We start from the raw sequence: 20,560 nt of genomic DNA on the forward strand, positions 1-20,560 counted from the left end.
GTCACAGCCGTCCGGCGGCTTTCAAACGAATGTACGCGTCCGCGAGCGCCGGCGGCAGCTGCTGCGGTTCGGCGTCGACCACCTCCACCCCGGCGCGGCGCAGCTGGGCACTGACCGCCTCGCGTTCGAGCAGGGCATGTTCGGCCGCCGCGGCACGGAAGACCGCGGCGGCGCTCGAGCGGTCCTGCTGCATCCGGCCCAGCGCCGGGTCGCGGACCGAAGCGACCACCACCACATGCTCCCGGGCCAGCCGGGCGGCCATCGGCAGCAGTCCCTCCTCGGGGGCTCCGCCGTCGAGCGCGGTGAGCAGCACGACCAGCGACCGGTGGCTCGAGACCGCCCCGACCTGCGCGGGAATCCCGGGCCAGTCCAATTCGATCAGTTCCGCCTCCAGCGGGACCATCGCCTGGACGAGCCGGTTCAACAGTGATCCTTTCTCCGCCGAGCCGGCGCGGGCCCGGAGCCTGCGGTCGTAGGCCAGGAAATCGACCCGGTCACCGCCCCGTTCGGCGAGTACCGCCAGCAGCAGCGCGGCTTCGATGCCGGTATCCAGCCGCGGTTCGTCGGCGATCCGGGCGGCGGCAGTGCGCGAGGTATCCAACAGGATCACCACCCGGCGGTCGCGCTCCGGCCGCCACGTGCGGACCACGACGGCGGAGCGGCGGGCCGTGGCACGCCAGTCGATGGAGCGCACGTCGTCGCCGCGGACGTAGTCGCGCAGCGAGTCGAATTCGGTGCCGGCGCCGCGGATCTGGACCGCGGCCTTGCCGTCGAGTTCCCGCAGCTGGCGCAGCTTGGACGGAAGGTGCCGCCGGGAGCGGAACGGCGGCAGCACGCGCAGCGACCCGGGGCAAGGCAGCGTCCGTTGCCGTGCGGCGAGGCCCAGCGGGCCAAAAGAACGAACCGTGACGTGGGCGGCCGCCAGTTCCCCGCGCCGGGTGGGACGGAGCGCAACCCTCATCCGGCGGTGTTCGCCCGCCGGGACGAGCAGCCGCTGGACCGGCTCCCGGGCGCCGGCCGAGGGCTGCCAGGCGTCGCGGACCACAGCGTGCAGGGTGCGGCGGCCGGCATTGGCCACCGTGAGCACGGACTCCGCCGAGCCGCCGAGCGGGACGTTGCCGGGGTCCGCCCGGTGGACCGAGAGGTCCTGGGGCCGGGCGGCGAGGGCCAGGTCGAGGAACGCGGCCGCGGCGAGCAGCAGTACTGTGACCGTGGCGGACTGCCAGCCGGGAACGAGCAGGACGGGGACCAGGCCCAGTAGGGCAAGCAGCACGAAGCGTCCCGAAACCGCCATGGCCTAGCGCGGGACCGGCACGGACGCGAGGATGCTGCCGAGCACCCCGTCGACCTGGACGCCGTCCATCTCCGCTTCGGGATGCAGCGCCACCCGGTGCCGCAGGCAGGGGAGTGCGAGGGCCTTGACGTCGTCGGGGGTGACGAAGCGCCGGCCGGAGAGCCACGCCCAGGCCCGGGCCCCGTTCAGCAGGGCCGCAGCGCCGCGCGGCGAGACGCCCAGTTGGAACGACGGCGCGGCCCGCGTGGCGCGGACGACGTCGACGATGTACGCGAGGACTTCGGGACCGATCTCGACGGCCGCCACAGCCTGGCGGGCCAGTTCCAGCTCGGCCGGGCCGGCCACGGGACGCACCCCGGCCGCGGCGAGGTCGCGCGGGTCGAAGCCGGCCGCATGCCGCCGGATCACCTCGATCTCGTCGTCCCGGCCGGGCAGCGGCATGGTCAGCTTGAGCAGGAAGCGGTCGAGTTGTGCCTCCGGCAGGGGATAGGTGCCCTCGTACTCGACCGGGTTCTGCGTCGCCGCGACGATGAAGGGGGCCGGAAGCGGGCGGGAGGCGCCATCGACCGAAACCTGACGCTCCTCCATGGCCTCCAGCAGCGAAGCCTGCGTCTTGGGCGGGGTCCGGTTGATCTCGTCCGCAAGCAGGATATTGGTGAAGACAGGACCTTCGCGGAAGCTGAATTCGGAGGTGTGCGAATCGTAGACGAGCGAGCCGGTGACATCGCCGGGCATCAGGTCCGGGGTGAACTGGATCCGCTTCGTATCCAGGCTCAGGGCGGCCGAGAGGCTCCGCACCAGCAGCGTCTTGGCTACGCCCGGCACCCCTTCGATCAGTACATGGCCGCGGGACAGCAGGGCGATGAGCATTCCGGTGACAGTGGCGTCCTGCCCGACGACGGCCTTGGCTACCTCCCGGCGCACCGCCAGCAGCGCCTGCCGGACGGGGTCTGGGTCCCGGTCATCCCGGGGGCCGGGGCTGCCCGCCGGCTGTTGCGGGGCCGGTTGCGGGGCCGGGCGCGGCGCGGGCCAGGGCGCGGAGGCCTCCGTGGCGGCAGCGCCGCCGGTGACACCGGGGAGATCGTTCATCGGCCGTGTACCTCTTTCTCTAGTCTGTCCAGGCGCTCCGCGTAGTGCACGAGTCCGGTTTCGGTGTGGGGAAAGGCGTCAACGATGGCGGCGACGCTTTCCGGGGTGCGGTCCAGGTGCCGGGCAACGGCCTCAGCGATGATGCCGGCGCCCGCTTCCGGGCCCAGCCGCAGCGCCTTGGCGAGCCGCACCAGCGAGCCGGCCCGGAGCACGTCCGCGGCCTGGTCCACCGCCCCTGCGTCATGGTAGAGGCGGGCACGGCCCTCGGCCGTCTCCACCGCCTTGACCACCACCGGGATGGGCTCGACGACCAGCGGCCCGAGCCTGCGGCCGCGCCAGAGCATCGCGAGCACCGCCACGAATGCCAGCCACGGCCCGATGACGCGGGTCCACGGCGGGGTGAGCTCGTCCAGGGTGGCCGGATGCGCCGCGGCGGGCACATCGGTCAGTCCGGGCAGGTACCAGATCAGCCGTTGCTCCTTGCCCAGGGCACGCAGCACGAGGGCGGCATTGCCGTGCTCGGCCAGGGCCCGGTTGCTGAGGATGCCGGTGCTGCCCAGGACCACGGTCCGGCCGTCCGCGCTGCTGGCGTACAGGCCTCCCCGGCTCCCCGGTGCCGGGTAGCAGACCGTGTCCCCGAGGTACAGGAAGCCGTCCGCGGCGGACACCGTGCCGGCTGCGGCGGGGTCGGCATCCGCGCACGCCGGGGCGAGGTCGTCCGTGCCGTCCTGCACCACGCCGGCCTGCGCCAACCCGCCGCCCATACCTTGCAGGGTGGTCAGTCGCGGGGTGACCACGACCAGGCGGTCCGCAGCGCCGCGCAGTTGCTGCAGCTGCTCGCGGCCGAGGTAGCCGTTGCGGTCGTAGAGCAGGAGGGTCGTGCCGGATCCGGCGCGCCGGGCGGCCCCCAGGGCCTTGGCGGTTCCCTCGAAAGAGTCCTGCTGCTCCACGGCGACGCCGTGCCGGCCGAGGATCTCCGCGGCGGCGCGCGCCCCCTCTGGGGCGGCGTTCCGGGTGGAGAGGGCAGCCCGGTCCCCGCGGGGTTGCAGTTGCAGGACCGCCGTGAGGACCAGGGCGGCGACAAAGACGGCGGCGAGGATGGCCCAGGTGCGGTGCCGCCGGAACGCCCGGCGCAGGGCCGGGGTGCTCCCCGCCGCGGCCGGGCGGATGGCGGCGGGTCGGTCCGTCATGGTGGCCTGCTCCGTCATAGCGGCCTGGCGAGGGCACCGGGCGTGCCCTGGCGGTAGTCCGGGGCAGTGGCCGCCAGCGCCGCGTCCAGCGCGGCCAGGGCGGCGTGGTCGGCGGGTCCGGCGCTGGCGCCGCCGTAACGGACGGCGTCGAAGCGGGCTGCGGCGGTGTCCAGTTCCGCGGTATGGGTGCCAAAGGCCCGGCCCAGCCGGGCCGCGACCTCGGCGGCCGTCCGGCCGGGCTGTGCGTCGAGTACGGCCCGGTCTTCAGCCGCGCGGACGAGGGCGCGGAATTGCTCCACGACGGCGGTGGACCAGTCCCCGGCCGCGGCCGCCGCGGCCGCCCGGCCGCGGTGGGCCTCCGGGGTAAGGTCCGTGCCGGCCTCGAAAACGGCCTTGGCGTCCGGCCGACGGGCGTTGAGCCGGGGCCGCGCCACCCGGACGGCGACGAGAACGACGGCGGCGGCGGCGATCAGCAGCAGCGCCACCGCGAAGCCGGACCCGGGCGCGTCCGCGCCGGCAGGAGACAGGGAATCCAGCCAGCGGGCGAAGTCGGCAAGGGCATTCTCGAGCCAGCTGGGCCGGGCCTCCCGGTAGGGCGCTTTCGCGAGCTCCTCCGCCGCCCAGCGGGCGGCTTCTTCCCTGCCGGGAAGCACCGGCGGTTCCGGCTGGCCGGCGGTCCATCCCGCCGTCACGCGCACCGCTGGACCGGCCGTCATCCGCGGACCGGGGGCCACCCGGCGGGTGGCGGCCACGGCCGGGAGCCGCCGTCGGCAGCGGCTGCCCGGCCCGGAACCCCGGCGGGGTCGGCGCCGGTCTCGAGCTGCCGCATCAGGGCCAGGTCCAGGCCGTCCTTGCGCATCCGCAGATCCAGGTACACCAGCGAGACCGTCGATGCCTGGAACGCGAAGCCGACGGCGGCCACCACGGCGGCGACGACGGTGCCCAGGACGACGACGGCGGCGTTGACGGTCTGGTCCCCGGCGTCGCCGCCCTGGGCGAAGACTGTCCCGCCCAGCCCCTGGCCGAGGAGATTCACGGGAATCAGGATGACCTGGGTGATCACCCCGACGAGCAGGCCCACCACCAGGGTGATTCCGAAGATGCGCCACCAGTGGCCCCCGGTCAGGTGCCAGGAGCGGCGCAGCCCCGCGAACGCGCCGATCTCCTCCACGGCGATCGCCGAGGGCGCCACCTGGAAGCGGATGGCCAGCCACAGCAGGACCACGGCCAGCAGCGGGAACAGGACGACCAGCAGCACCCCGGCCGATCGGCCCGGCAGGCCCACCACCGCGACAGTGGCGGCCACGGCGAGGGCGACGGCCGCCGCCGCGCCCAGCATCAGCACGGCGGCCAGGCCCAGAAGGGCGCCGGTGCGCGATCGCGCCAGGGTCCACATCTGGCGGAACCCGGTGGGACGGTTCAGCAGCGACCGGGCGACGGGGACCGCCATGAAGCCCTGCATGACGATCGAGAGCAGGACTGCCAGCAGCGACAACAGCACGGCGGCCCCGGCAACCCCGAGAATGAGGGTTAGGGCCTCGGTGGGGGCGAGGGACTCCAGCCACGGGCCGAGCGAGCCGGTGGAGACGACGCCGGAACCGACCACGGCAGTCGTGACCGAGCCCAGGGCCTGGGCGATGACCCCGGCGCCCAGCATGGCCGCCGGATTGCGCCGCACGGCCTGGAACGCGCCGTCGACGATCTCACCGAACAGGAGCGGGCGCAGCGGCACGATACCGGGCTTCGGCGGGGCCGCGTAGCGCGGCGGCCCGGGCCAGCCCGGCCCAGGGTGGGCGGCCCACTGGGGCGGCTGCCCCCACTGCGGCTGGCTGCCCGCCGGCTGTCCCCACTGCGGCTGGCTGCCCGCGGGCTGCCCCCGCTGTGGTTGTCCCCCTTGGGGCTGCTGCCCCCATTGGGGCGCCTGCCCCCACGTCGGCTGCGGTCCCGGAGGTCGGCCCCACGGCGGCGGACCGCCCGGCTCCTGATCAGACAAACTTTTCCTCCCCAAAGAAAGTGCCCTGCGGACGCCGCGGCCGGCCCCGTTTCCTCCCTGCGCGCCCCGCCCGCGCGGGCCCTCGGCAAGCTTGCCCCCAGCCTATAGTTTCGGCCGCCCGCCGCAAGCACCCCGGGGCCCGCCTCCGCCGTCGGCGCCATGCCGGGGAGTGCCCGAATACGACAAAGCCATTTCAATAGGGGAATATATAAGCTATGAAGGCACGGATTTTGGTTGTGGACGATGACGAGGCGCTGGCCGAGATGATCGGTATTGTGCTGCGCAACGACGGCTTCGACCCCGTCTTTTGCGCCGACGGCAGCCAGGCCCTGGACATCTTCCGTTCCGCCAAACCGGACCTGGTGCTGCTGGACCTGATGCTCCCGGGCATGGACGGCATCGAGGTATGCCGCCAGATCCGCGGGGAGTCCGATGTCCCGATCGTGATGCTGACCGCTAAATCCGACACCTCCGACGTCGTGCGCGGCCTTGAATCCGGCGCCGATGACTACGTGCCGAAGCCCTTCAAACCGGCCGAACTCGTGGCCCGGGTCCGGGCGCGGCTGCGCCCCGGCGACCAGAAAGCCCCCGAAACGCTCCGCATCGCCGACGTCACGATCGACGTCGCCGGCCACGTGGTGAGCCGCAACAGCGAACGGATTTCGCTGACACCGCTGGAGTTCGACCTGCTGGTCGCCCTGGCGCGCAAGCCGTGGCAGGTCTTCACCCGGGAACTGCTCCTGGAACAGGTGTGGGGCTACCGCCACGCCGCCGACACCCGGCTGGTCAACGTCCACGTCCAGCGGCTGCGCTCGAAGATCGAACGCGACCCGGAAGCCCCCGAAGTTGTATTGACGGTCCGTGGTGTCGGCTATAAAGCAGGTTCCTGAACCGGCGGACGACCCCGGCCGGCCCGGCCCGGAGCCGCGCCAGTCTCCGCTGTTCCGCGCCCGTATCTGGAGCCGCCGGGCCCGGATCGTCACCGCCCGCGTGCTGCGGCTGGTCCGCACCGGGGCCACCCGGCTGCTGCCCGGAATCAAGTACCTGCTGCGTGCCGTGCACCGGCGCTGGCGGCGCTCCCTGCAGTTCCGCACCGTCCTGACCACCCTGATGCTGGCCGTCGGCTCGTTCGCTGTGGTGGGCGCCTACCTGTCGAACCAGATCGCGCACAACCTGTTCCAGGAACGCCTGGCCCAGGCCGAGTCCGAGACCCGCTACAACGTCAAACAGGTCCAGGACACGTTCGACGGCGCCCAGGTCACCGACCAGTCCAGCGTCATCACCCTCGTCTACGACACGCTGAACGCTGTCGAGGGACGCGGTTCGGTGATCCAGCGCCGCTACGTCTTTGAAGCCATGCCGGAGCAGACCAAGCCGCGCAACCGGTGGGTCGAATCGCGGGCCTCCGACCAGCTCACCATCAGCGTCATTCCGCCCGAGCTGCGCAAAGCGGTGCAGGACTCGGGCAAGGACCAGTTCTGGGCCTCCACCGAGTTCCCGGTGGGCACCGAGGACCGGCCCGGGATCGCGGTCGGCAACAAGGTGACCTTCAACGGCACGGTCTACGAGCTCTACCTGATTTACGACCTGAACACGGCGCAGAAGACGCTGGACGAGATCCAGAACGTCCTCTTCGCCGGCGCCGCCGCGCTGGCGCTGATGATCGGTGCCGTCGCCTGGTATGTCACCCGCAACGTCGTCAGCCCGGTCAGCCACGCCGCCGTCGTGTCCGAAAAGCTGGCGGCAGGCCAGCTGCAGGAGCGCATGGTGGTCAAGGGGGAGGACGAAGTGGCCCGGCTCGGTGCCTCCTTCAACCACATGGCAGCCAGCCTGCAGGAGCAGATCACCCAGCTGGCCACGCTGTCCCAGATGCAGCAGCGGTTCGTCTCCGACGTCTCGCATGAGCTGCGCACGCCGCTGACCACGGTCCGGATGGCCGCCGAGGTGCTTTACGACGCCCGCGACGAGTTCGACCCGATCAACAAACGGTCCGCCGAGCTGCTCTACAACCAAGTGGAACGGTTCCAGTCGCTGCTCGCCGACCTGCTGGAGATTTCCCGGTTCGACGCGGGCGCGGCGATGCTCGACGCGGAACCGACCGATATCGTCCAGCTCATCTCGCACGTGATCGAGGGGGTTGCCCCGGTGGCCGCCGAATACGGTTCGGAGGTGACCCTCAATGCCCCCGCCGGCAGCATCGTCGTTGAAATGGATGACCGGAGGATCGACAGGATCCTGCGGAACCTGGTCCTGAACGCGCTCGAACACGGCGAAGGCCGTCCGGTGAACATCTCCGTGGCGGCGAACGACAACGCCGTGGCCGTTGCCGTCAGGGACCACGGCATCGGCATGAGCGCCGCGGAAGCAGCCCGGGTCTTTGACCGCTTCTGGCGGGCCGATCCGGCCCGTGCCCGCACCACCGGCGGCAGCGGCCTGGGGCTTTCCATCGCCACCGAGGACACCAAACTGCACAACGGCTGGCTCCAGGCCTGGGGGGAGAAGGGCAGTGGCTCGAACTTCCGCCTGACCCTCCCGCTGCGCCGGGGCGAGACGATCACCCGGTCGCCGCTGCAGCTGGAACCGGCCGACGTCGGGCCCGGAGGGGTCCTGATGGAGCGCACCACGCTGCTGGTGAACCAGCCTGCGACCGACCCCCGCCCCGCGTCCGCCGCGGGCCTTAAGGAGCAGCCATGAGCCGGACCCCGAAGCTGGCAGCGGTGACCGCCGCGCTCCTGGCGCTGGTGCTGCTGCTGGCCTCCTGCGCTCAGATCCCGCGTTCCGGGCCGGTCGGCAAAAGCACCGACGAGAGCGCCGGAAAGCCCAACAACGCCCCGGTCTTCTTCCCGGTGGCGCCGCGTGCCGGGGCGGGGCCGGAGGCGGTTATCGAGGACTTCTACCTTGCCGGCAGCGGCTACGAGGACGACTACGCGGTGGCCCGCCAGTACCTCACCCAGGCGTCCTCGGTGAAGTGGAAGCCCGACCAGCGGGTGCTGGTCTTCCGCTCCGCCCGGGTGGTCCGCACCGCCGTCGAGAACGTTTACAACTACGAACTCGATCTCGCCTACTCCGTCGACGCCGACGGCATCGCCACCCCGATGCCGCCGGGATCGAAGGAAAACATACCGGCCACGCTGACCAAGGTCGACGGGGAGTGGCGGATCGCCGAAATCCCGGACGGGACAGCGATCCCGGAGGAGACGTTCAAGGTCATTTACGGCGCCTACCCGATCTATTTCTACGATCCGACCTTCACCTACGCGGTGCCGGACATGCGCTGGTTCATCAAGAAGAAGACGGTCAAGGCCATGGCCAGCGCCCTGCTCGGCGGCCCGGCCCCCTACCTGAAGGGCGCCGTCGTGAGCGCTTTCCCGTCGGGGATGAAGCTGGCCCGCGAATCGGTGCCCGTGGTCTCCGGCGCCGCGCAGGTGGACCTCACGGCCAAGGACCTCGTGGAGGCCTCGAACAAGGACCGGCTGCGGATGCAGACCCAGCTGGCCCTGACCTTCCGGAGCCAGCCCGACGTGATCAACGTCGAACTGCGGGCCAACCAGGACCTGGTGCGGGTGGAGGACGACGGGTCGGTGCTGCCGCCGGTGCGGGATGAGGACGTGCCCGCCCACCAGATCGCCGTCAGTGACAATGACCTGGTCCGCGTGGAGAACAACAAGGTCGGCCCGCTGCCGGACATGCGGTCCGTCAAGGCCCTCGTGCCCCGGCTGCCCGCCGAATCCCCGGTCTCCCAGGCGGCAGCGTTCCTCAGCGGCAACCGCACCACGCTGTATTCGATCGTGCCAGGCCAGCCGGCCCGCGCCCTCACCACGCGGGCCGCCCTGTCGAGGCCCTCATTCGGGCGCTACGACTGGGTCTGGACCGCCGGGCCGGGCAGCAACGGAGCCACCCAGGTGCTGGCCTACCGGCCCTCCGGCGCCGCCCCGGGCGCGACTGTCCCGGCGGTGACCCTCGCGCCGTCCTGGCTTGCCGGCCGGACCGTGAAGGAGTTCAGGGTTTCGCGCGAGGGGACCCGGGCCCTGGTCATTTCCGAACGCAACGGCGAGACCAGCGTGCAGGTTACCGGCATCGTCCGTACCGCCGACGGCACCCCCCGGGACCTCACCGCACCGATCACCCTGCTGCCGGCCCGCGCCCCGGACCGGGGTGTCTGGGTCAACGACACCACCGTGGCGGTGATGAAAGCCTCCGAGAACGGCAACGTGACTCCCGAACTGCTGTCCCTGACCGCTGGCCAGCCGCAGCAGCTGGCCCCCTGGCCGGGGCTGACGGCGTTGAGCGCCGGCAACGGGCCGCTGGAGATCTACGGACAATCCGCCGAGGGAATCTTCCAGCGGGTCGGAAACGGCTGGTCGCAGCAGCTGAAGGGCGCCGTCGACCCGGCCTTCCCCGGCTGACAGCGCCCCGCCAGCGCCTTCGCAGGGTGCCACCGCCTTAGCCTGCTGGCTTGTCCACATAGCGGCCGGCGCGCCTACCGGGACGGGCCCGCGACGGCCAGCCTTGGAGGATGGATTCCAGCGGCCAGACAGGGTCCGGCGGCGGCCGGCCAACCCCGGACACCGGCAGCGCCCCGGCGACGGCGAAACACCGCGGAGACTTCCGCTGCTGGCAGGACCGCGCCGCGGACCGGGTGGCCGCCGCCGTGGCGGAACTGCTCACCCTCGCCGTGCCGGTGGACTGCGTCTGCTGCGGGGCGGAGGACACGGCCCTCTGCCACGGGTGTGCCAGCCGGGTCCGCCGCCTGACCGCCAGCCCCTTCCGCGCCGGATCCCGGGCCCCGGCGCTCGTGGACATGGACGGCGCGGTGCTGCTGCCGGTGGTGGCTGCCGGCGTCTACCGCGAGGAGCTGGCCCAGTCACTGCTTTCCTTCAAAGCCCACGGCCAGGGAAGGCTGGCCGCTGAACTCGCCCCGGCGCTGGCCCGGGCCATCGCTGCTGCCGGCGGCCGCGACAAGGCGCTGGTCCTGGTGCCGGTGCCCACGAGCGGCGCCGCCTTCCGCCGCCGCGGGTTCAGCCCGGTGCACCTGCTCCTGTCCCGGGCGCGCCGGAGCGGTGTCCTCCCGGGCACCGACTTCGCCGACGTGCTGCGCCTGGCCGGGCCGGCGGCACGGTTCCGCGGCAGGTCGGCGACGGGCTGGCCCGGCGGGCAGAAGGGCCTTGGCCGGGCCGCCCGGGCCCGGAGGGTTCGGGGTTCGATGCGGCTCACCAGCGCCGGGCGGGCGGCCCTGGCCGGGGTGCCGTGCCTCGTCGTGGACGACGTGCTGACAACCGGTGCCACCCTGGCGGAGGCGGCCCGGGCCATACGCGCCGGAGGCGGCGTGGTCCGCGGGGCGGCGGTACTCGCCGCGACACGCCCGACCGACCGCTCAGGCCCGCCCGACGCTGCCCCGCCACTGCGGGACGGCCCGGCCGGGGAGAAAAAAATAAACCAAAAAAAGGTGAATAACGGGGGGCGATGAACTAACGTCGAACATGGGTACCAAGAACAGATGTACCTGTCGATAGCGGCTCGGAAAGGGGCTCGACTGTCCGTCAGACCAGCCCCCGGAAGTGCCGCCGTCGTGTCACCGAAGTCATTTGGAGGGCACCATGGAGTTCATGATCAGCGGTCGTAACCTGACGGTCTCAGACCGGTTCCGCGAATACGCCGACGAAAAGATCTCGAAGATCGCATCACTGGGGGACAAGGTCCAGAGGGTGGACGCCAAGGTCACGAAGGAGACCAAGGCCCGGCAGACCGCAGAACTGCTCACAGTCGAGTTGACGGTCCTTGGACGCGGCCCCGTGATCCGTGCCGAAGCCAGTGCCGCGGACAAGTTCGCCGCGTTCGACCTGGCCTACAACAAACTTCTTGAACGGCTCCGCCGGGCCAAGGACCGCAAGAAGGTCCACCACGGCCGGCACACACCCAAGTCCGTCACGGAGGCGACCGCAACGCTGGAGCCTGCCAGCACCAGCGAGCCTATCTACGAGGAAGCGAGCCACCCGCCGCAGCCGGAGCCGGCGGCCAAGTCGCCGTATGAGGTGGAGAACGATATCCCGGCCGGAGACTCGCCGGTGCTGATCCGCCGGAAGGTGTTCCCGGCGTCGTCCCTCACGCTCGACGACGCCGTGGACAACATGGAACTCGTCGGCCACGACTTCTACCTGTTCGTGGACAAGGAAACGAAGGCGCCCTCGGTCGTCTACCGCCGCGAAGGCTGGACCTACGGCGTGATCAGCCTGGACCAGACCTGCGAGCCGGGCGCGGCTCCGCTGGAAGAGAAGATCATCGCCTATCGTTCTGAGGATGAGCCCGCCAGCGCCTGAGCTGGCGACCGCCCGAAGAAGGGAATGAAGTGCCCGCATCGCTGAGCCTCCGGCAGGCGCGGCGGATCGCACTGGCAGCCCAGGGATTGGACAAAGTCCGGCCTGCCGCACCCGTGAGCGCACGGGCGGTGGGCCGGACCTTTGCCCGCCTCCAGCTGGTCCAGATCGACTCCGTCAACGTGCTCTCTCGCAGCCACTACCTGCCGTTCTTTTCACGGCTCGGCAACTACGACCGCAATATCCTGCACCGGATGGCGGGGACCCACCCCCGGCGCATGATGGAGTACTGGGCCCATGAGGCCAGCTTCATCCGGCCCGAACACTTCCAGGACCTGCTGCTGTGGCAGAACCGCACCTGGGTCGGCGCCCACGCGATGGACCCGGAGCTGCGCGGCGACGTGGCGCGCCGGCTGCTGGAAGCGCTAGCTGCCGGCCGGCCGCTGACCGCCTCCGAACTCACGGCCCGCCTCGGCCACGTCGAGGCCCGGACGACGGACAACTGGGGGTGGAACTGGAACGCCGTCAAACGCGTGCTGGAGCACCTCTTCGAAGAGGGGCTCGTGACGGCCGCTTCCCGCACAAGTTCGTTCGAACGCCGCTACACGCTGACCTCCCGGGTGCTGGCCGCCCCGGACCCAGCCTTACCGGACCCTGCCTCCCGGGAGCCGGACGCCGAGGCAGCAATGGTCCGGCTCATCGACGCGGCCGCGCAGGCCCACGGAATCGGCACCGTGCGCTGCTTCGCGGACTATTTCCGTACCCCGGTGCGGGCCGCTGCCGCCGCGGTGGACGAGCTCGTGGCCGGCGGCCGGCTCGAACCGGTGACGGTGGCCGGCTGGAACCGGCCGCTGTACCGCCACGCCGAGGCGAGGATGCCGCGAACCGCCAACGGCCGGGCGCTGCTGAGCCCGTTCGACTCGCTGGTCTTCGAACGCCGCCGGCTGGAAGAACTGTTCGGCTTCCACTACCGGATCGAGATCTACACCCCCGAAGCCAAGCGCCGCTACGGCTACTACGTGTTGCCGTTCCTGCTGCGCGAGGACATCGTGGCGCGCGTGGACCTGAAAGCGGACCGGGCAGCCGGCACCCTGCTGGTCAGGGCGAGCCACGCCGAGCCCGGCGCGCCGGCGGATACCGCCGTCGAACTCGCCGCGGAACTGCAGCTCATGGCAGAGTGGTTGGAGCTGGAACGGGTCATCGTGGCACCGGCCGGCGACCTGGCTCCGGCGCTGGGGCAGGCCGTGGCAGGGCTGCCTCCGCTCTGAGGGAACGGGCGCAGCCGGCCGTGTGTCTCTCCCGTAGACTAAACACGCCGGAATTCGGCAGCTGGAGACTGGGAGCAATTTCACGTGGCATCACTTATTGAAAAACTTCTCCGTACGGGTGACAAAAAGACCCTGCGGCGACTGCGGAACTACGCCGATTCCATCAATGCCCTTGAAAGCTCCTTCAAGACCTTCACCGACGCCGAGCTGCGGGAAGAAACCGACCGGCTGCGTGCCCGGCACAGCGACGGCGAGAAGCTCGACGACCTGCTGCCCGAGGCGTTTGCCGCCGTGCGCGAGGCGTCCTCCCGCACCCTCGGGATGCGGCACTTCGATGTCCAGCTGATGGGCGGGGCCGCCCTGCACCTGGGCAACATCGCCGAAATGAAAACCGGTGAAGGCAAGACCCTCGTGGCCACCGCTCCGGCCTACCTCAACGCCCTCACCGGAAAGGGCGTCCACGTCATCACGGTCAACGACTACCTGGCCGAATACCAGTCCGACCTGATGGGCCGTGTCTACCGCTTCCTGGGCCTGAGCAGCGGGTGCATCCTCTCCAACCAGGACCCGGCCGTCCGGCGCGAACAATACGCCTCGGACATCACCTACGGCACGAACAACGAATTCGGCTTCGACTACCTGCGCGACAACATGGCGTGGGACAAGTCCGAGCTGGTCCAGCGCGGCCACAACTTCGCCATCGTCGATGAAGTCGACTCCATCCTGATCGACGAGGCCCGCACCCCGCTGATCATTTCCGGCCCCGCGCAGGGCGACACCAACCGCTGGTACAGCGAGTTCGCCAAGGTGGTGCTGCGCCTGCAGCCCGAGACGGACTACGAGGTCGACGAGAAGAAGCGCACCGTCGGCGTCCTCGAAGCCGGCATCGAGAAGGTCGAGGACTACCTCGGCATCCACAACCTCTACGAGTCCGCGAACACGCCGCTGATCGGCTTCCTGAACAATGCCATCAAGGCCAAGGAGCTCTTCAAGCGGGACAAGGACTACGTCATCCTCGACGGCGAGGTGCTGATCGTGGACGAGCACACCGGCCGCATCCTCGGCGGCCGGCGCTACAACGAGGGCATGCACCAGGCGATCGAGGCCAAGGAAGGCGTCGAGATCAAGGCCGAGAACCAGACCCTCGCCACCGTCACGCTGCAGAACTACTTCCGCATGTACGACAAGCTGGCGGGCATGACCGGTACCGCCGAGACCGAAGCCGCCGAGTTCATGAGCACCTACAAGCTCGGCGTCGTCGCCATCCCGACCAACCGGGACATGCAGCGTATCGACCAGCCGGACCTCGTCTACAAGAACGAGACGGTCAAGTTCGACGCCGTCGTGCGGGACATCGCCGAGCGGCACGAAAAGGGCCAGCCGGTCCTGGTCGGCACCACCAGCGTCGAGAAGAGCGAGTACCTGTCCCGGCTGCTGGCCAAGGAAGGCATCCGCCACGAGGTCCTGAACGCCAAGAACCACGCCCGTGAAGCGTCCATCGTGGCGCAGGCCGGCCGGAAGGGCGCCGTGACGGTCGCGACCAACATGGCCGGCCGCGGTACCGACATCATGCTCGGCGGCAACGCCGAGTTCACCGCCGTCGCCGAACTCGCCAAGCGCGGCCTCGACCCGGAGGAGAACTCCGAGGAATACGAGGCCGCCTGGCCCGACGCCTTCGAGGCGGCCAAGCAGTCCGTCAAGGACGAGCACGAGGAAGTCCTGGGCCTCGGCGGCCTGTACGTCCTCGGCACCGAGCGGCACGAGTCCCGCCGGATCGACAACCAGCTGCGCGGCCGCTCGGGCCGCCAGGGCGACCCGGGCGAGTCCCGCTTCTACCTCTCGCTGACCGATGACCTGATGCGCCTGTTCAACTCCGGTGCTGCCGAACGGCTGATGAACAGCTCGGTGCCGGACGACGTCGCGCTGGAATCGAAGCTGGTCTCCCGCGCCATTGCCTCGGCGCAGGGCCAGGTCGAGGGCCGCAACGCCGAACAGCGCAAGAACGTCCTGAAGTACGACGACGTCCTGAACCGCCAGCGCGAGGCGATCTACGGCGACCGCCGCCGGATCCTCGAAGGCGATGACCTGCACGAGAAGGTCCAATACTTCATCGAGGACACGATCACCGCGTTCATCGACGAGGCCACGGCCGAGGGCACCGGCGACGACTGGGACTTCAACCTGCTCTGGACCAACCTCAAGACGCTGTACCCCGTGAGCTTCTCGCCCCGCGACGTGATCGACGAGGCCGGCGGCAAGTCCCGGATCACGGCCGAGTTCCTGAAGGAGGAGATCCTTTCCGACGCCCGCCTGGCCTACCAGGCCCGGGAGGAGATGATCGGCTCCGAGAGCATGCGGGAGCTGGAACGCCGTGTGGTCCTGTCCGTGATCGGACGCAAGTGGCAGGAACACCTCTACGAGATGGACTACCTCAAGGAGGGCATCGGCCTGCGCGCGATGGCCCAGCGCGACCCCCTGGTCGAATACCAGCGCGAGGGCTTCATCATGTTCCAGGCCATGATGGAAGCGATCCGGGAGGAGAGCGTCGGCTTCCTGTACAACCTCGAGGTGGAGGTGACCCCGGCGGAGGACGTCGTGGTGGCCGACGCCGAGGGCGGGCACACCGAACACCACGAACCGCAGGTCCACGCCGCCGGGCTGGAAGCACCGGAGAAGCCCGCCCAGCTGCAGTACACGGCACCGGGCGAGGACGGTGCGGCCCAGACCCGGGTCGAGGCCAAGTCCTCGGGCCGGTCCGGCAACCCGGCCAAGGCCGCGCAGGAACAGCCGCGGCGGGCCGCCAAGAAGAAGCGCCGCTAGCAATCGGTTACACCAGGCAGGGCCGGAACCTCAGTTCCGGCCCTGCCTGTTTGCGTCTTCCTCCCTTCCTCGCGGTTCGTGTCAGCGAATGCGGCGTGCAGCCATTGCCGCGTGCCGCCGGTCACCCGATCTCGAGCACGGTCACCCGCCAGACCTGCCGGCTGCGCTCAAGCCGCAGCGCCACCGCCCGGACCCGGAGTTCGTCCGCCACCACCGCGCTCGCCTCGTAGACATCCTCGGACACCCGGCAGGCGCGGACCGAGCGGACCGTCGGGTTCCGGTGCAGCCGCCCCGCCGTCGGCGAGGTACCGGAAGCGACCCGACGGGTCAGCGCCGCCCGGTGCTGCAGGGCCGCCAGGCAGCGCTCGTCGAGCCTGCGGGCAAGCTGCTGGACCGGGCGGGTGCCGGCGAGGACCTCGACGGCGGCCTGCACCGTGGACCGCGAGATTGCACAGACCTCCCGGTCCAGGTCCACCACCTGGAGGCGGGGCGCCGCCGGATACACGGGAACGGCTGCAGCTGCATGGAGGCCGGGAGTGACGCTCATGGGATTTCCTCGCTGTTGTCGGGCTGAGGGTCCTGGCGGACCCGGGGACGGGGTGGATCAGGGGCGAAAGGGCACCCGAAGGATTTGGCCGGGCATCAGCAGCGAAGGGTCGCTGCCGATGATGTCCCGGTTTGCGGCGTACAGCCGGGGCCAGGCCAAGGCGATGTCGACGTCGGACGCCAGCGGACCCAGTGCGGCAGCGCTGATGCTCCAGAGTGAATCCCCCTCCCGCACGGCGACCTCCGCCGTTCCATGCGCCGGCAGGGGATCGCGCAGCGGCGTCGGTGCCAGGCCCCCCGGGTCGACCGGGAGCCGAGCGGGAATCCAATGCGGGTCCACTCCGATGCCCGGCCCTGCGGTACCGGGCGCCGAAGGGGCCGGCTGCGGGCCGGGAGCCCCCGCCGCGGCCGGACCGGTGCCGGGTATCCGAAGGGCCGCAATGGCGGGCGGGGGAGCGGCGGCAGGGCCGGCCGTTCTGGTTCCGGCGTGCGCCAGCGGTGCCGTGGCCAGCTGGAGGCCAACGGCGGTGAGCGCCAGCCGGCGCATGAACGCCGGGGTGAACCTGGCCGTCGCTGCTGCGGCTGTGGTGCTGCCGCGGCGGTCGAGCATCGCCGCGGCCACGGCGATCGTGAAGGACAGCGCCCACCAGACCACCAGGATCAGGCCCGCTGCGTTCGCGGCGAGACCGATGTGTTCCTCGTAGCTCAGGCCCTGGCGCCGCGCCGCCGAGGACTGCAGGCGCCGGGCCAGCTGGGCGCCGGCGCCGGCGAGGAAAATCCCGGCCATCATGATCAGCGCAGCAGTGGCGGCGTCCGCCCGCAGCTGGCGCCGGCGTCCGCCGGATCCCTTGGTATTGCCCATGCCCGCCTCTTTCCCTATCAGCGGAGCGCCACACCGCCCGCAATCTGAGTTTGATGCACTTTGATGCCGTTTGATGCTGTTAGCTGAGTCTGGTCCTGGGGTGCCCGGTCTGTCTAGGGCCAGGCGCAGACCTGTGGATTAAGCGTTGACCGGCTCCCGGCGCGCGCTTACGCTGGCGCCATGCGTTGGGACGCCCTGTTTGCCGACCTGGAGGCACAGCTCGCCGCGGGAGTCCGCCTGGAGCTCGAAACAGAAATCGGGGAACGCGCACGGGTGGACGCCGCAACCGTCGAACTTGCCGACCGGCTCCGCGGCTCCATAGGCCTGCGGGTCGCCGTCCATCTCGCCTCAGGCACGGCCTACGAGGGCACCCTGAGCCACGCGGGCAGCGAGTGGCTGGTGCTCGACGAGGAGCGGCACCAGCTGCTGGTTCCCCACGCCGCGGTCCTCCGCTTTACGGGTCTCTCCCGGCTTGCCGTCGCCGCCGGCTCGACCGTCCGCCAGCGGCTGGGCCTGTCGACTGCGCTGCGTGAGCTTGCCCGCGACCGCGCCCGGGTGGCCGTGATCGTGTCGCGGGGCGCTGCGGGCGAATCCGTACTGCACGGCGTGATTGACCGGGTGGGCCGGGACTTCCTGGACCTGGCGGTCACCGGCCCCGGGGAGGAACGGCGCCCGGCGAACGTCAACGGGACGGCGACCATCCCCTTCGCCGCCCTCGCCGGACTGCGGTCGGTCCGCGGCGCCGAGGGATGAGGCCCGGCCTAGTTGCCCTTGGCCTTGGCTTCCTCGATCATGCGGCTCGCCTCGGCATAGCGCTCCTGGATGTACTGCTCCAGCATGGCTTCCTCAACCCGCCACTGGCCGCGCCCGCCCACCTGGATGGCTTTGAGTTGCCCGCTGCGGACCAGTGCGTAGGCGGCCGGAGAGTTGATCTGCAGCTGCTCGGCCACGTCGGCGAGGGTCAGGAAGCGGGGCATGTGTACATTTTGCCACCGTTGGCGCCGTTTGGGGCCGTTATCCACACGATGGGCCGGTTTGCCGCCGCATCTTCCCGCAGGCGGGCTGATTCGTCACAATAGGCGGGACGACAGGGGTGTCCGGCGCCGCAGCCCGGACCGCGGCTACAGGGGGAGCGGGGACGCATGGGTGTGGGCACAGTGGCAGGCGGCGCACGGCTGAAAAAGCCTTCGTGGAAGGACCCGCGGCTACTCGTGGGCATCCTGCTGGTGCTCGCCTCCGTCGCCGGGGTTGTCTCGCTGGTGGCGGCGGCCGACCAGACCACCGAGGCCTACGCCGCCAGCGAGCCCATTGCCGTCGGCGAACGGCTGGACGCGGACAAGCTCCACCGCGTCCGGGTGCGGCTGAACGACGTCGAGCCGCACTACCTCACCCCGGAATCGGGTGTACCAGGGGACCTTGTCGCCGTCCAGCGCATCGGCAAGGACCAGCTGCTGCCGCGGGAGAGCTTCGGCCGGCCGGACGGGCTGGACCGCAAACCCCTCGCCATCACCGTCGAGGAGGCGCTGCCGCCGCAGGCCGTCCCGGGTTCCCGGGTGGATGTCTGGGTCGCACTGCCCGACGCGCGCAACGGCTACGCCGAGCCGACTCTGGTGCTGCCGGGAGCCGAAATCGCCCAGCTCACGCCCGGGAGCACGGCCCTGGGCTCCCAGCGGGCCACGGTGGTGATGGTCCTGGTCCCGGACGGGCAGATGCCCAAGCTGCTCGGCGCGCAGGCCAACAAGGCGCGCATCTCGGTCGTCTGGAACCCCGGCGGGGCGGGCTGATGGGCATCCCCGTGGTCACGGTCGGCCGGTCGGGGGACGCCCTGGTGGACGGGCTGGAACGGCTGCACGGGCCGGTCTCAGTGGTCCGCCGCTGCAGCGAACTGGCGGAGCTGCTGGCCGCCTGCCAGACGGGCCTGGCCCGCGCCGCCGTCGTCGCCGACGGGTCCGCCGAACTGACCGCCTCGCTCGTCGACCGGCTTTCCGCCGTGGGCGTTGCCGTCGTGGCACTCACCGACAGCCCGGAGGAGTCCGCCCGGCTGCGGGGCATCGGCGTCACCGCCGAGGCCCCGGGCGTCGCGCCTGGCAACCTGGCCTCCGTGATCGCGGACGCGGTGGCACAGCTCTCGACGGGCCTGCCGCCGTCGTTTCCGCGTGCCTCCGCCGACCACGGGACAGTGCCGCCCGTTGCCGCCGGCCGCGGCCGGTCGGCCGAGCGGCCCGGTGCGGAACATCCCGCCCCGGACGCGGGACAGGCCGGAGCCGCCGGTCCGGGCACGGGGATGATCATCGCAGTGTGGGGCCCGGCGGGCGCCCCCGGCCGCACCCTCATCGCCGCCAACATGGCGGCGGAGCTGGCAGCGGAGGGCCGGTCCGTGCTGCTGGTCGACGCCGACAGCTACGGCGCCAGCGTGGCCGCGGTCCTGGGGCTGCTTGATGAGTCGGCAGGTCTGGCGCAGGCCTGCCGGTTGGCGGACCAGGGCCTGCTGGACTGCGCCGCCCTGCTCAAGCTTGCCGTGCCGGTCTCCACCCGCGCCGGCACCTTCCGGGTGCTGACCGGCATCACCCGCGCAGACCGCTGGACCGAGCTTCGGGCCGCCGCGCTGGCCTTGGTCTACGAACGGGCCCGGGAAGCCGCCGAGGTCACCGTCATTGACGCCGGGTTCTGCCTGGAGGCCGACGAGGAGCTGAGTTTCGACTCGATGGCACCGCGCCGGAACGCCGCAACGCTGCGCAGCCTGGAACTGGCCGACACGGTGTACGCCGTCGGCGCCGCCGACCCGGTCGGCGTGCCCCGGCTGGTCCGCGGGCTGGCCGAACTGGAGGCGGCCGTCCCGCAGGCCTCGCCGCGCGTGGTCCTGAACAAAGTGCGGGCCGCCGCCGTCGGACGGTCCCCCGAGCGGCAGCTGCGCGAGGCCTGGGCCCGGTATGGCCCCGCCGCGCCGCTGGAGGCCTTCCTCCCCGCCGACCCCGCGGCCTGCGACGCCGCCCTGCTCTCCGGCTCGCTGCTGCTCGAATCCGCCCCGGAGTCACCGCTGCGGACGGCCATCGCCGGACTGGTTTGTGCAACCGTCCAGCGAAAGCGTAAATCCTCTGTCTTTTCTTCCACAGCAATGCGCCGGGTAAAGGGCTAGGCTCGCCATGAGGGCCGCAACGGTGCGGCCAGAAACTTTGTGATGGAG

At 71.0% G+C, this 20,560-nt stretch carries 18 protein-coding genes; 10 read left to right on the forward strand and 8 right to left on the reverse strand.

The window, feature by feature from the left end; all coding sequences use genetic code 11:
* Position 1: 1 nt before the first annotated feature.
* Genes ACTWLI_RS10955 through ACTWLI_RS10975 form a run of 5 tightly spaced genes read right to left on the reverse strand, consistent with a single transcriptional unit; the run spans position 2 to position 5,305 of the window.
* A complete protein-coding gene (locus ACTWLI_RS10955) occupies positions 2 to 1,294 on the reverse strand; it encodes a DUF58 domain-containing protein (RefSeq protein ID WP_445153888.1) in 1,293 nt (430 codons plus the stop codon).
* A gap of 3 nt (positions 1,295 to 1,297) precedes the next feature.
* Entirely contained in the window at positions 1,298 to 2,383 is a 1,086-nt protein-coding gene (locus ACTWLI_RS10960) for an AAA family ATPase (RefSeq protein WP_445153889.1), read from the reverse strand.
* Positions 2,380 to 3,573 (reverse strand): DUF4350 domain-containing protein, encoded by a 1,194-nt coding sequence (locus ACTWLI_RS10965; RefSeq protein ID WP_445153890.1) that lies wholly within the window; start codon positions 3,571 to 3,573, stop codon positions 2,380 to 2,382. The genes ACTWLI_RS10960 and ACTWLI_RS10965 overlap by 4 nt, the downstream gene beginning before the upstream one ends.
* A gap of 14 nt (positions 3,574 to 3,587) precedes the next feature.
* Complete coding sequence (locus ACTWLI_RS10970) at positions 3,588 to 4,289, reverse strand: DUF4129 domain-containing protein (protein WP_445153891.1); 702 nt, start codon at positions 4,287 to 4,289, stop codon at positions 3,588 to 3,590.
* Positions 4,286 to 5,305 (reverse strand): hypothetical protein, encoded by a 1,020-nt coding sequence (locus ACTWLI_RS10975; protein ID WP_445153892.1) that lies wholly within the window; start codon positions 5,303 to 5,305, stop codon positions 4,286 to 4,288. The genes ACTWLI_RS10970 and ACTWLI_RS10975 overlap by 4 nt, the downstream gene beginning before the upstream one ends.
* Before the next feature lie 476 nt (positions 5,306 to 5,781).
* Here ACTWLI_RS10975 and mtrA point away from each other — a divergent pair, with 476 nt between their 5' ends.
* From mtrA to secA, 7 genes are all read left to right on the forward strand, one after another.
* Entirely contained in the window at positions 5,782 to 6,456 is a 675-nt protein-coding gene (gene mtrA, locus ACTWLI_RS10980) for an MtrAB system response regulator MtrA (RefSeq protein WP_056738023.1), read from the forward strand.
* Positions 6,431 to 8,260 carry an MtrAB system histidine kinase MtrB gene (mtrB, locus tag ACTWLI_RS10985; RefSeq protein ID WP_445156165.1) on the forward strand — a complete coding sequence of 610 codons (1,830 nt, stop codon included), beginning with the start codon at positions 6,431 to 6,433 and terminating at the stop codon, positions 8,258 to 8,260. Before mtrA ends, mtrB begins: the two co-directional genes overlap by 26 nt.
* Positions 8,257 to 9,972: an LpqB family beta-propeller domain-containing protein gene (locus tag ACTWLI_RS10990; protein WP_445153893.1), complete on the forward strand. Its 1,716-nt coding sequence runs from the start codon at positions 8,257 to 8,259 to the stop codon at positions 9,970 to 9,972. The genes mtrB and ACTWLI_RS10990 overlap by 4 nt, the downstream gene beginning before the upstream one ends.
* 110 nt (positions 9,973 to 10,082) lie before the next feature.
* Positions 10,083 to 11,033: a ComF family protein gene (locus ACTWLI_RS10995; RefSeq protein WP_445153894.1), complete on the forward strand. Its 951-nt coding sequence runs from the start codon at positions 10,083 to 10,085 to the stop codon at positions 11,031 to 11,033.
* Between the two features lie 130 nt (positions 11,034 to 11,163).
* Positions 11,164 to 11,883 (forward strand): ribosome hibernation-promoting factor, HPF/YfiA family, encoded by a 720-nt coding sequence (gene hpf, locus ACTWLI_RS11000; protein WP_056738025.1) that lies wholly within the window; start codon positions 11,164 to 11,166, stop codon positions 11,881 to 11,883.
* 29 nt (positions 11,884 to 11,912) lie between these two features.
* Positions 11,913 to 13,148, forward strand: coding sequence for a winged helix-turn-helix domain-containing protein (locus ACTWLI_RS11005; protein ID WP_445153895.1), 1,236 nt, complete (start codon positions 11,913 to 11,915; stop codon positions 13,146 to 13,148).
* Between the two features lie 84 nt (positions 13,149 to 13,232).
* On the forward strand, positions 13,233 to 15,968 hold the full coding sequence (gene secA / locus ACTWLI_RS11010; protein ID WP_445153896.1) for a preprotein translocase subunit SecA: 2,736 nt from the start codon (positions 13,233 to 13,235) through the stop codon (positions 15,966 to 15,968).
* 121 nt (positions 15,969 to 16,089) lie between these two features.
* Here the strand turns inward: secA and ACTWLI_RS11015 are convergent, their stop codons facing one another.
* Both ACTWLI_RS11015 and ACTWLI_RS11020 read right to left on the reverse strand, forming a co-directional pair.
* Positions 16,090 to 16,515, reverse strand: a complete 426-nt coding sequence (locus ACTWLI_RS11015; RefSeq protein ID WP_445153897.1) for an Rv3235 family protein — start codon at positions 16,513 to 16,515, stop codon at positions 16,090 to 16,092.
* Between the two features lie 57 nt (positions 16,516 to 16,572).
* The gene (locus ACTWLI_RS11020) at positions 16,573 to 17,376 is read right to left on the reverse strand and encodes a LysM peptidoglycan-binding domain-containing protein (RefSeq protein WP_445153898.1); all 804 of its coding nucleotides are present in this window, start codon (positions 17,374 to 17,376) and stop codon (positions 16,573 to 16,575) included.
* Positions 17,377 to 17,556: 180 nt separating this feature from the next.
* On the opposite strand from ACTWLI_RS11020, the gene ACTWLI_RS11025 reads away from it, so the two are divergent.
* Positions 17,557 to 18,129 (forward strand): hypothetical protein, encoded by a 573-nt coding sequence (locus ACTWLI_RS11025; protein ID WP_445153899.1) that lies wholly within the window; start codon positions 17,557 to 17,559, stop codon positions 18,127 to 18,129.
* Positions 18,130 to 18,137: 8 nt separating this feature from the next.
* Here ACTWLI_RS11025 and ACTWLI_RS11030 read toward each other — a convergent pair whose 3' ends face one another.
* Positions 18,138 to 18,353 (reverse strand): helix-turn-helix domain-containing protein, encoded by a 216-nt coding sequence (locus ACTWLI_RS11030; protein ID WP_445153900.1) that lies wholly within the window; start codon positions 18,351 to 18,353, stop codon positions 18,138 to 18,140.
* A 165-nt stretch (positions 18,354 to 18,518) separates the two neighbouring features.
* On the opposite strand from ACTWLI_RS11030, the gene ACTWLI_RS11035 reads away from it, so the two are divergent.
* Both ACTWLI_RS11035 and ACTWLI_RS11040 read left to right on the forward strand, forming a co-directional pair.
* Positions 18,519 to 19,160, forward strand: coding sequence for a hypothetical protein (locus ACTWLI_RS11035; RefSeq protein ID WP_445153901.1), 642 nt, complete (start codon positions 18,519 to 18,521; stop codon positions 19,158 to 19,160).
* The gene (locus tag ACTWLI_RS11040) at positions 19,160 to 20,512 is read left to right on the forward strand and encodes a nucleotide-binding protein (protein ID WP_445153902.1); all 1,353 of its coding nucleotides are present in this window, start codon (positions 19,160 to 19,162) and stop codon (positions 20,510 to 20,512) included. The genes ACTWLI_RS11035 and ACTWLI_RS11040 overlap by 1 nt, the downstream gene beginning before the upstream one ends.
* Positions 20,513 to 20,560: the final 48 nt, after the last annotated feature.

The sequence above is a fragment of the Arthrobacter sp. Hor0625 genome (assembly GCF_052567525.1).

Bases quoted from the DNA above. Each gene is read 5' to 3' on its own strand.
- mtrA (WP_056738023.1), top strand. From the start codon at position 5,782: ATGAAGGCACGGATTTTGGTTGTGGACGATGACGAGGCGCTGGCCGAG.
- ACTWLI_RS10995 (WP_445153894.1), top strand. From the start codon at position 10,083: ATGGATTCCAGCGGCCAGACAGGGTCCGGCGGCGGCCGGCCAACCCCG.
- hpf (WP_056738025.1), top strand. From the start codon at position 11,164: ATGGAGTTCATGATCAGCGGTCGTAACCTGACGGTCTCAGACCGGTTC.
- ACTWLI_RS11035 (WP_445153901.1), top strand. From the start codon at position 18,519: ATGGGTGTGGGCACAGTGGCAGGCGGCGCACGGCTGAAAAAGCCTTCG.
- ACTWLI_RS11020 (WP_445153898.1), bottom strand. From the start codon at position 17,376: ATGGGCAATACCAAGGGATCCGGCGGACGCCGGCGCCAGCTGCGGGCG.
- ACTWLI_RS10990 (WP_445153893.1), top strand. From the start codon at position 8,257: ATGAGCCGGACCCCGAAGCTGGCAGCGGTGACCGCCGCGCTCCTGGCG.
- ACTWLI_RS11030 (WP_445153900.1), bottom strand. From the start codon at position 18,353: ATGCCCCGCTTCCTGACCCTCGCCGACGTGGCCGAGCAGCTGCAGATC.
- ACTWLI_RS10955 (WP_445153888.1), bottom strand. From the start codon at position 1,294: ATGGCGGTTTCGGGACGCTTCGTGCTGCTTGCCCTACTGGGCCTGGTC.
- ACTWLI_RS11015 (WP_445153897.1), bottom strand. From the start codon at position 16,515: ATGAGCGTCACTCCCGGCCTCCATGCAGCTGCAGCCGTTCCCGTGTAT.
- ACTWLI_RS11040 (WP_445153902.1), top strand. From the start codon at position 19,160: ATGGGCATCCCCGTGGTCACGGTCGGCCGGTCGGGGGACGCCCTGGTG.
- ACTWLI_RS10960 (WP_445153889.1), bottom strand. From the start codon at position 2,383: ATGAACGATCTCCCCGGTGTCACCGGCGGCGCTGCCGCCACGGAGGCC.
- ACTWLI_RS10970 (WP_445153891.1), bottom strand. From the start codon at position 4,289: ATGACGGCCGGTCCAGCGGTGCGCGTGACGGCGGGATGGACCGCCGGC.
- ACTWLI_RS10965 (WP_445153890.1), bottom strand. From the start codon at position 3,573: ATGACGGACCGACCCGCCGCCATCCGCCCGGCCGCGGCGGGGAGCACC.
- ACTWLI_RS11025 (WP_445153899.1), top strand. From the start codon at position 17,557: ATGCGTTGGGACGCCCTGTTTGCCGACCTGGAGGCACAGCTCGCCGCG.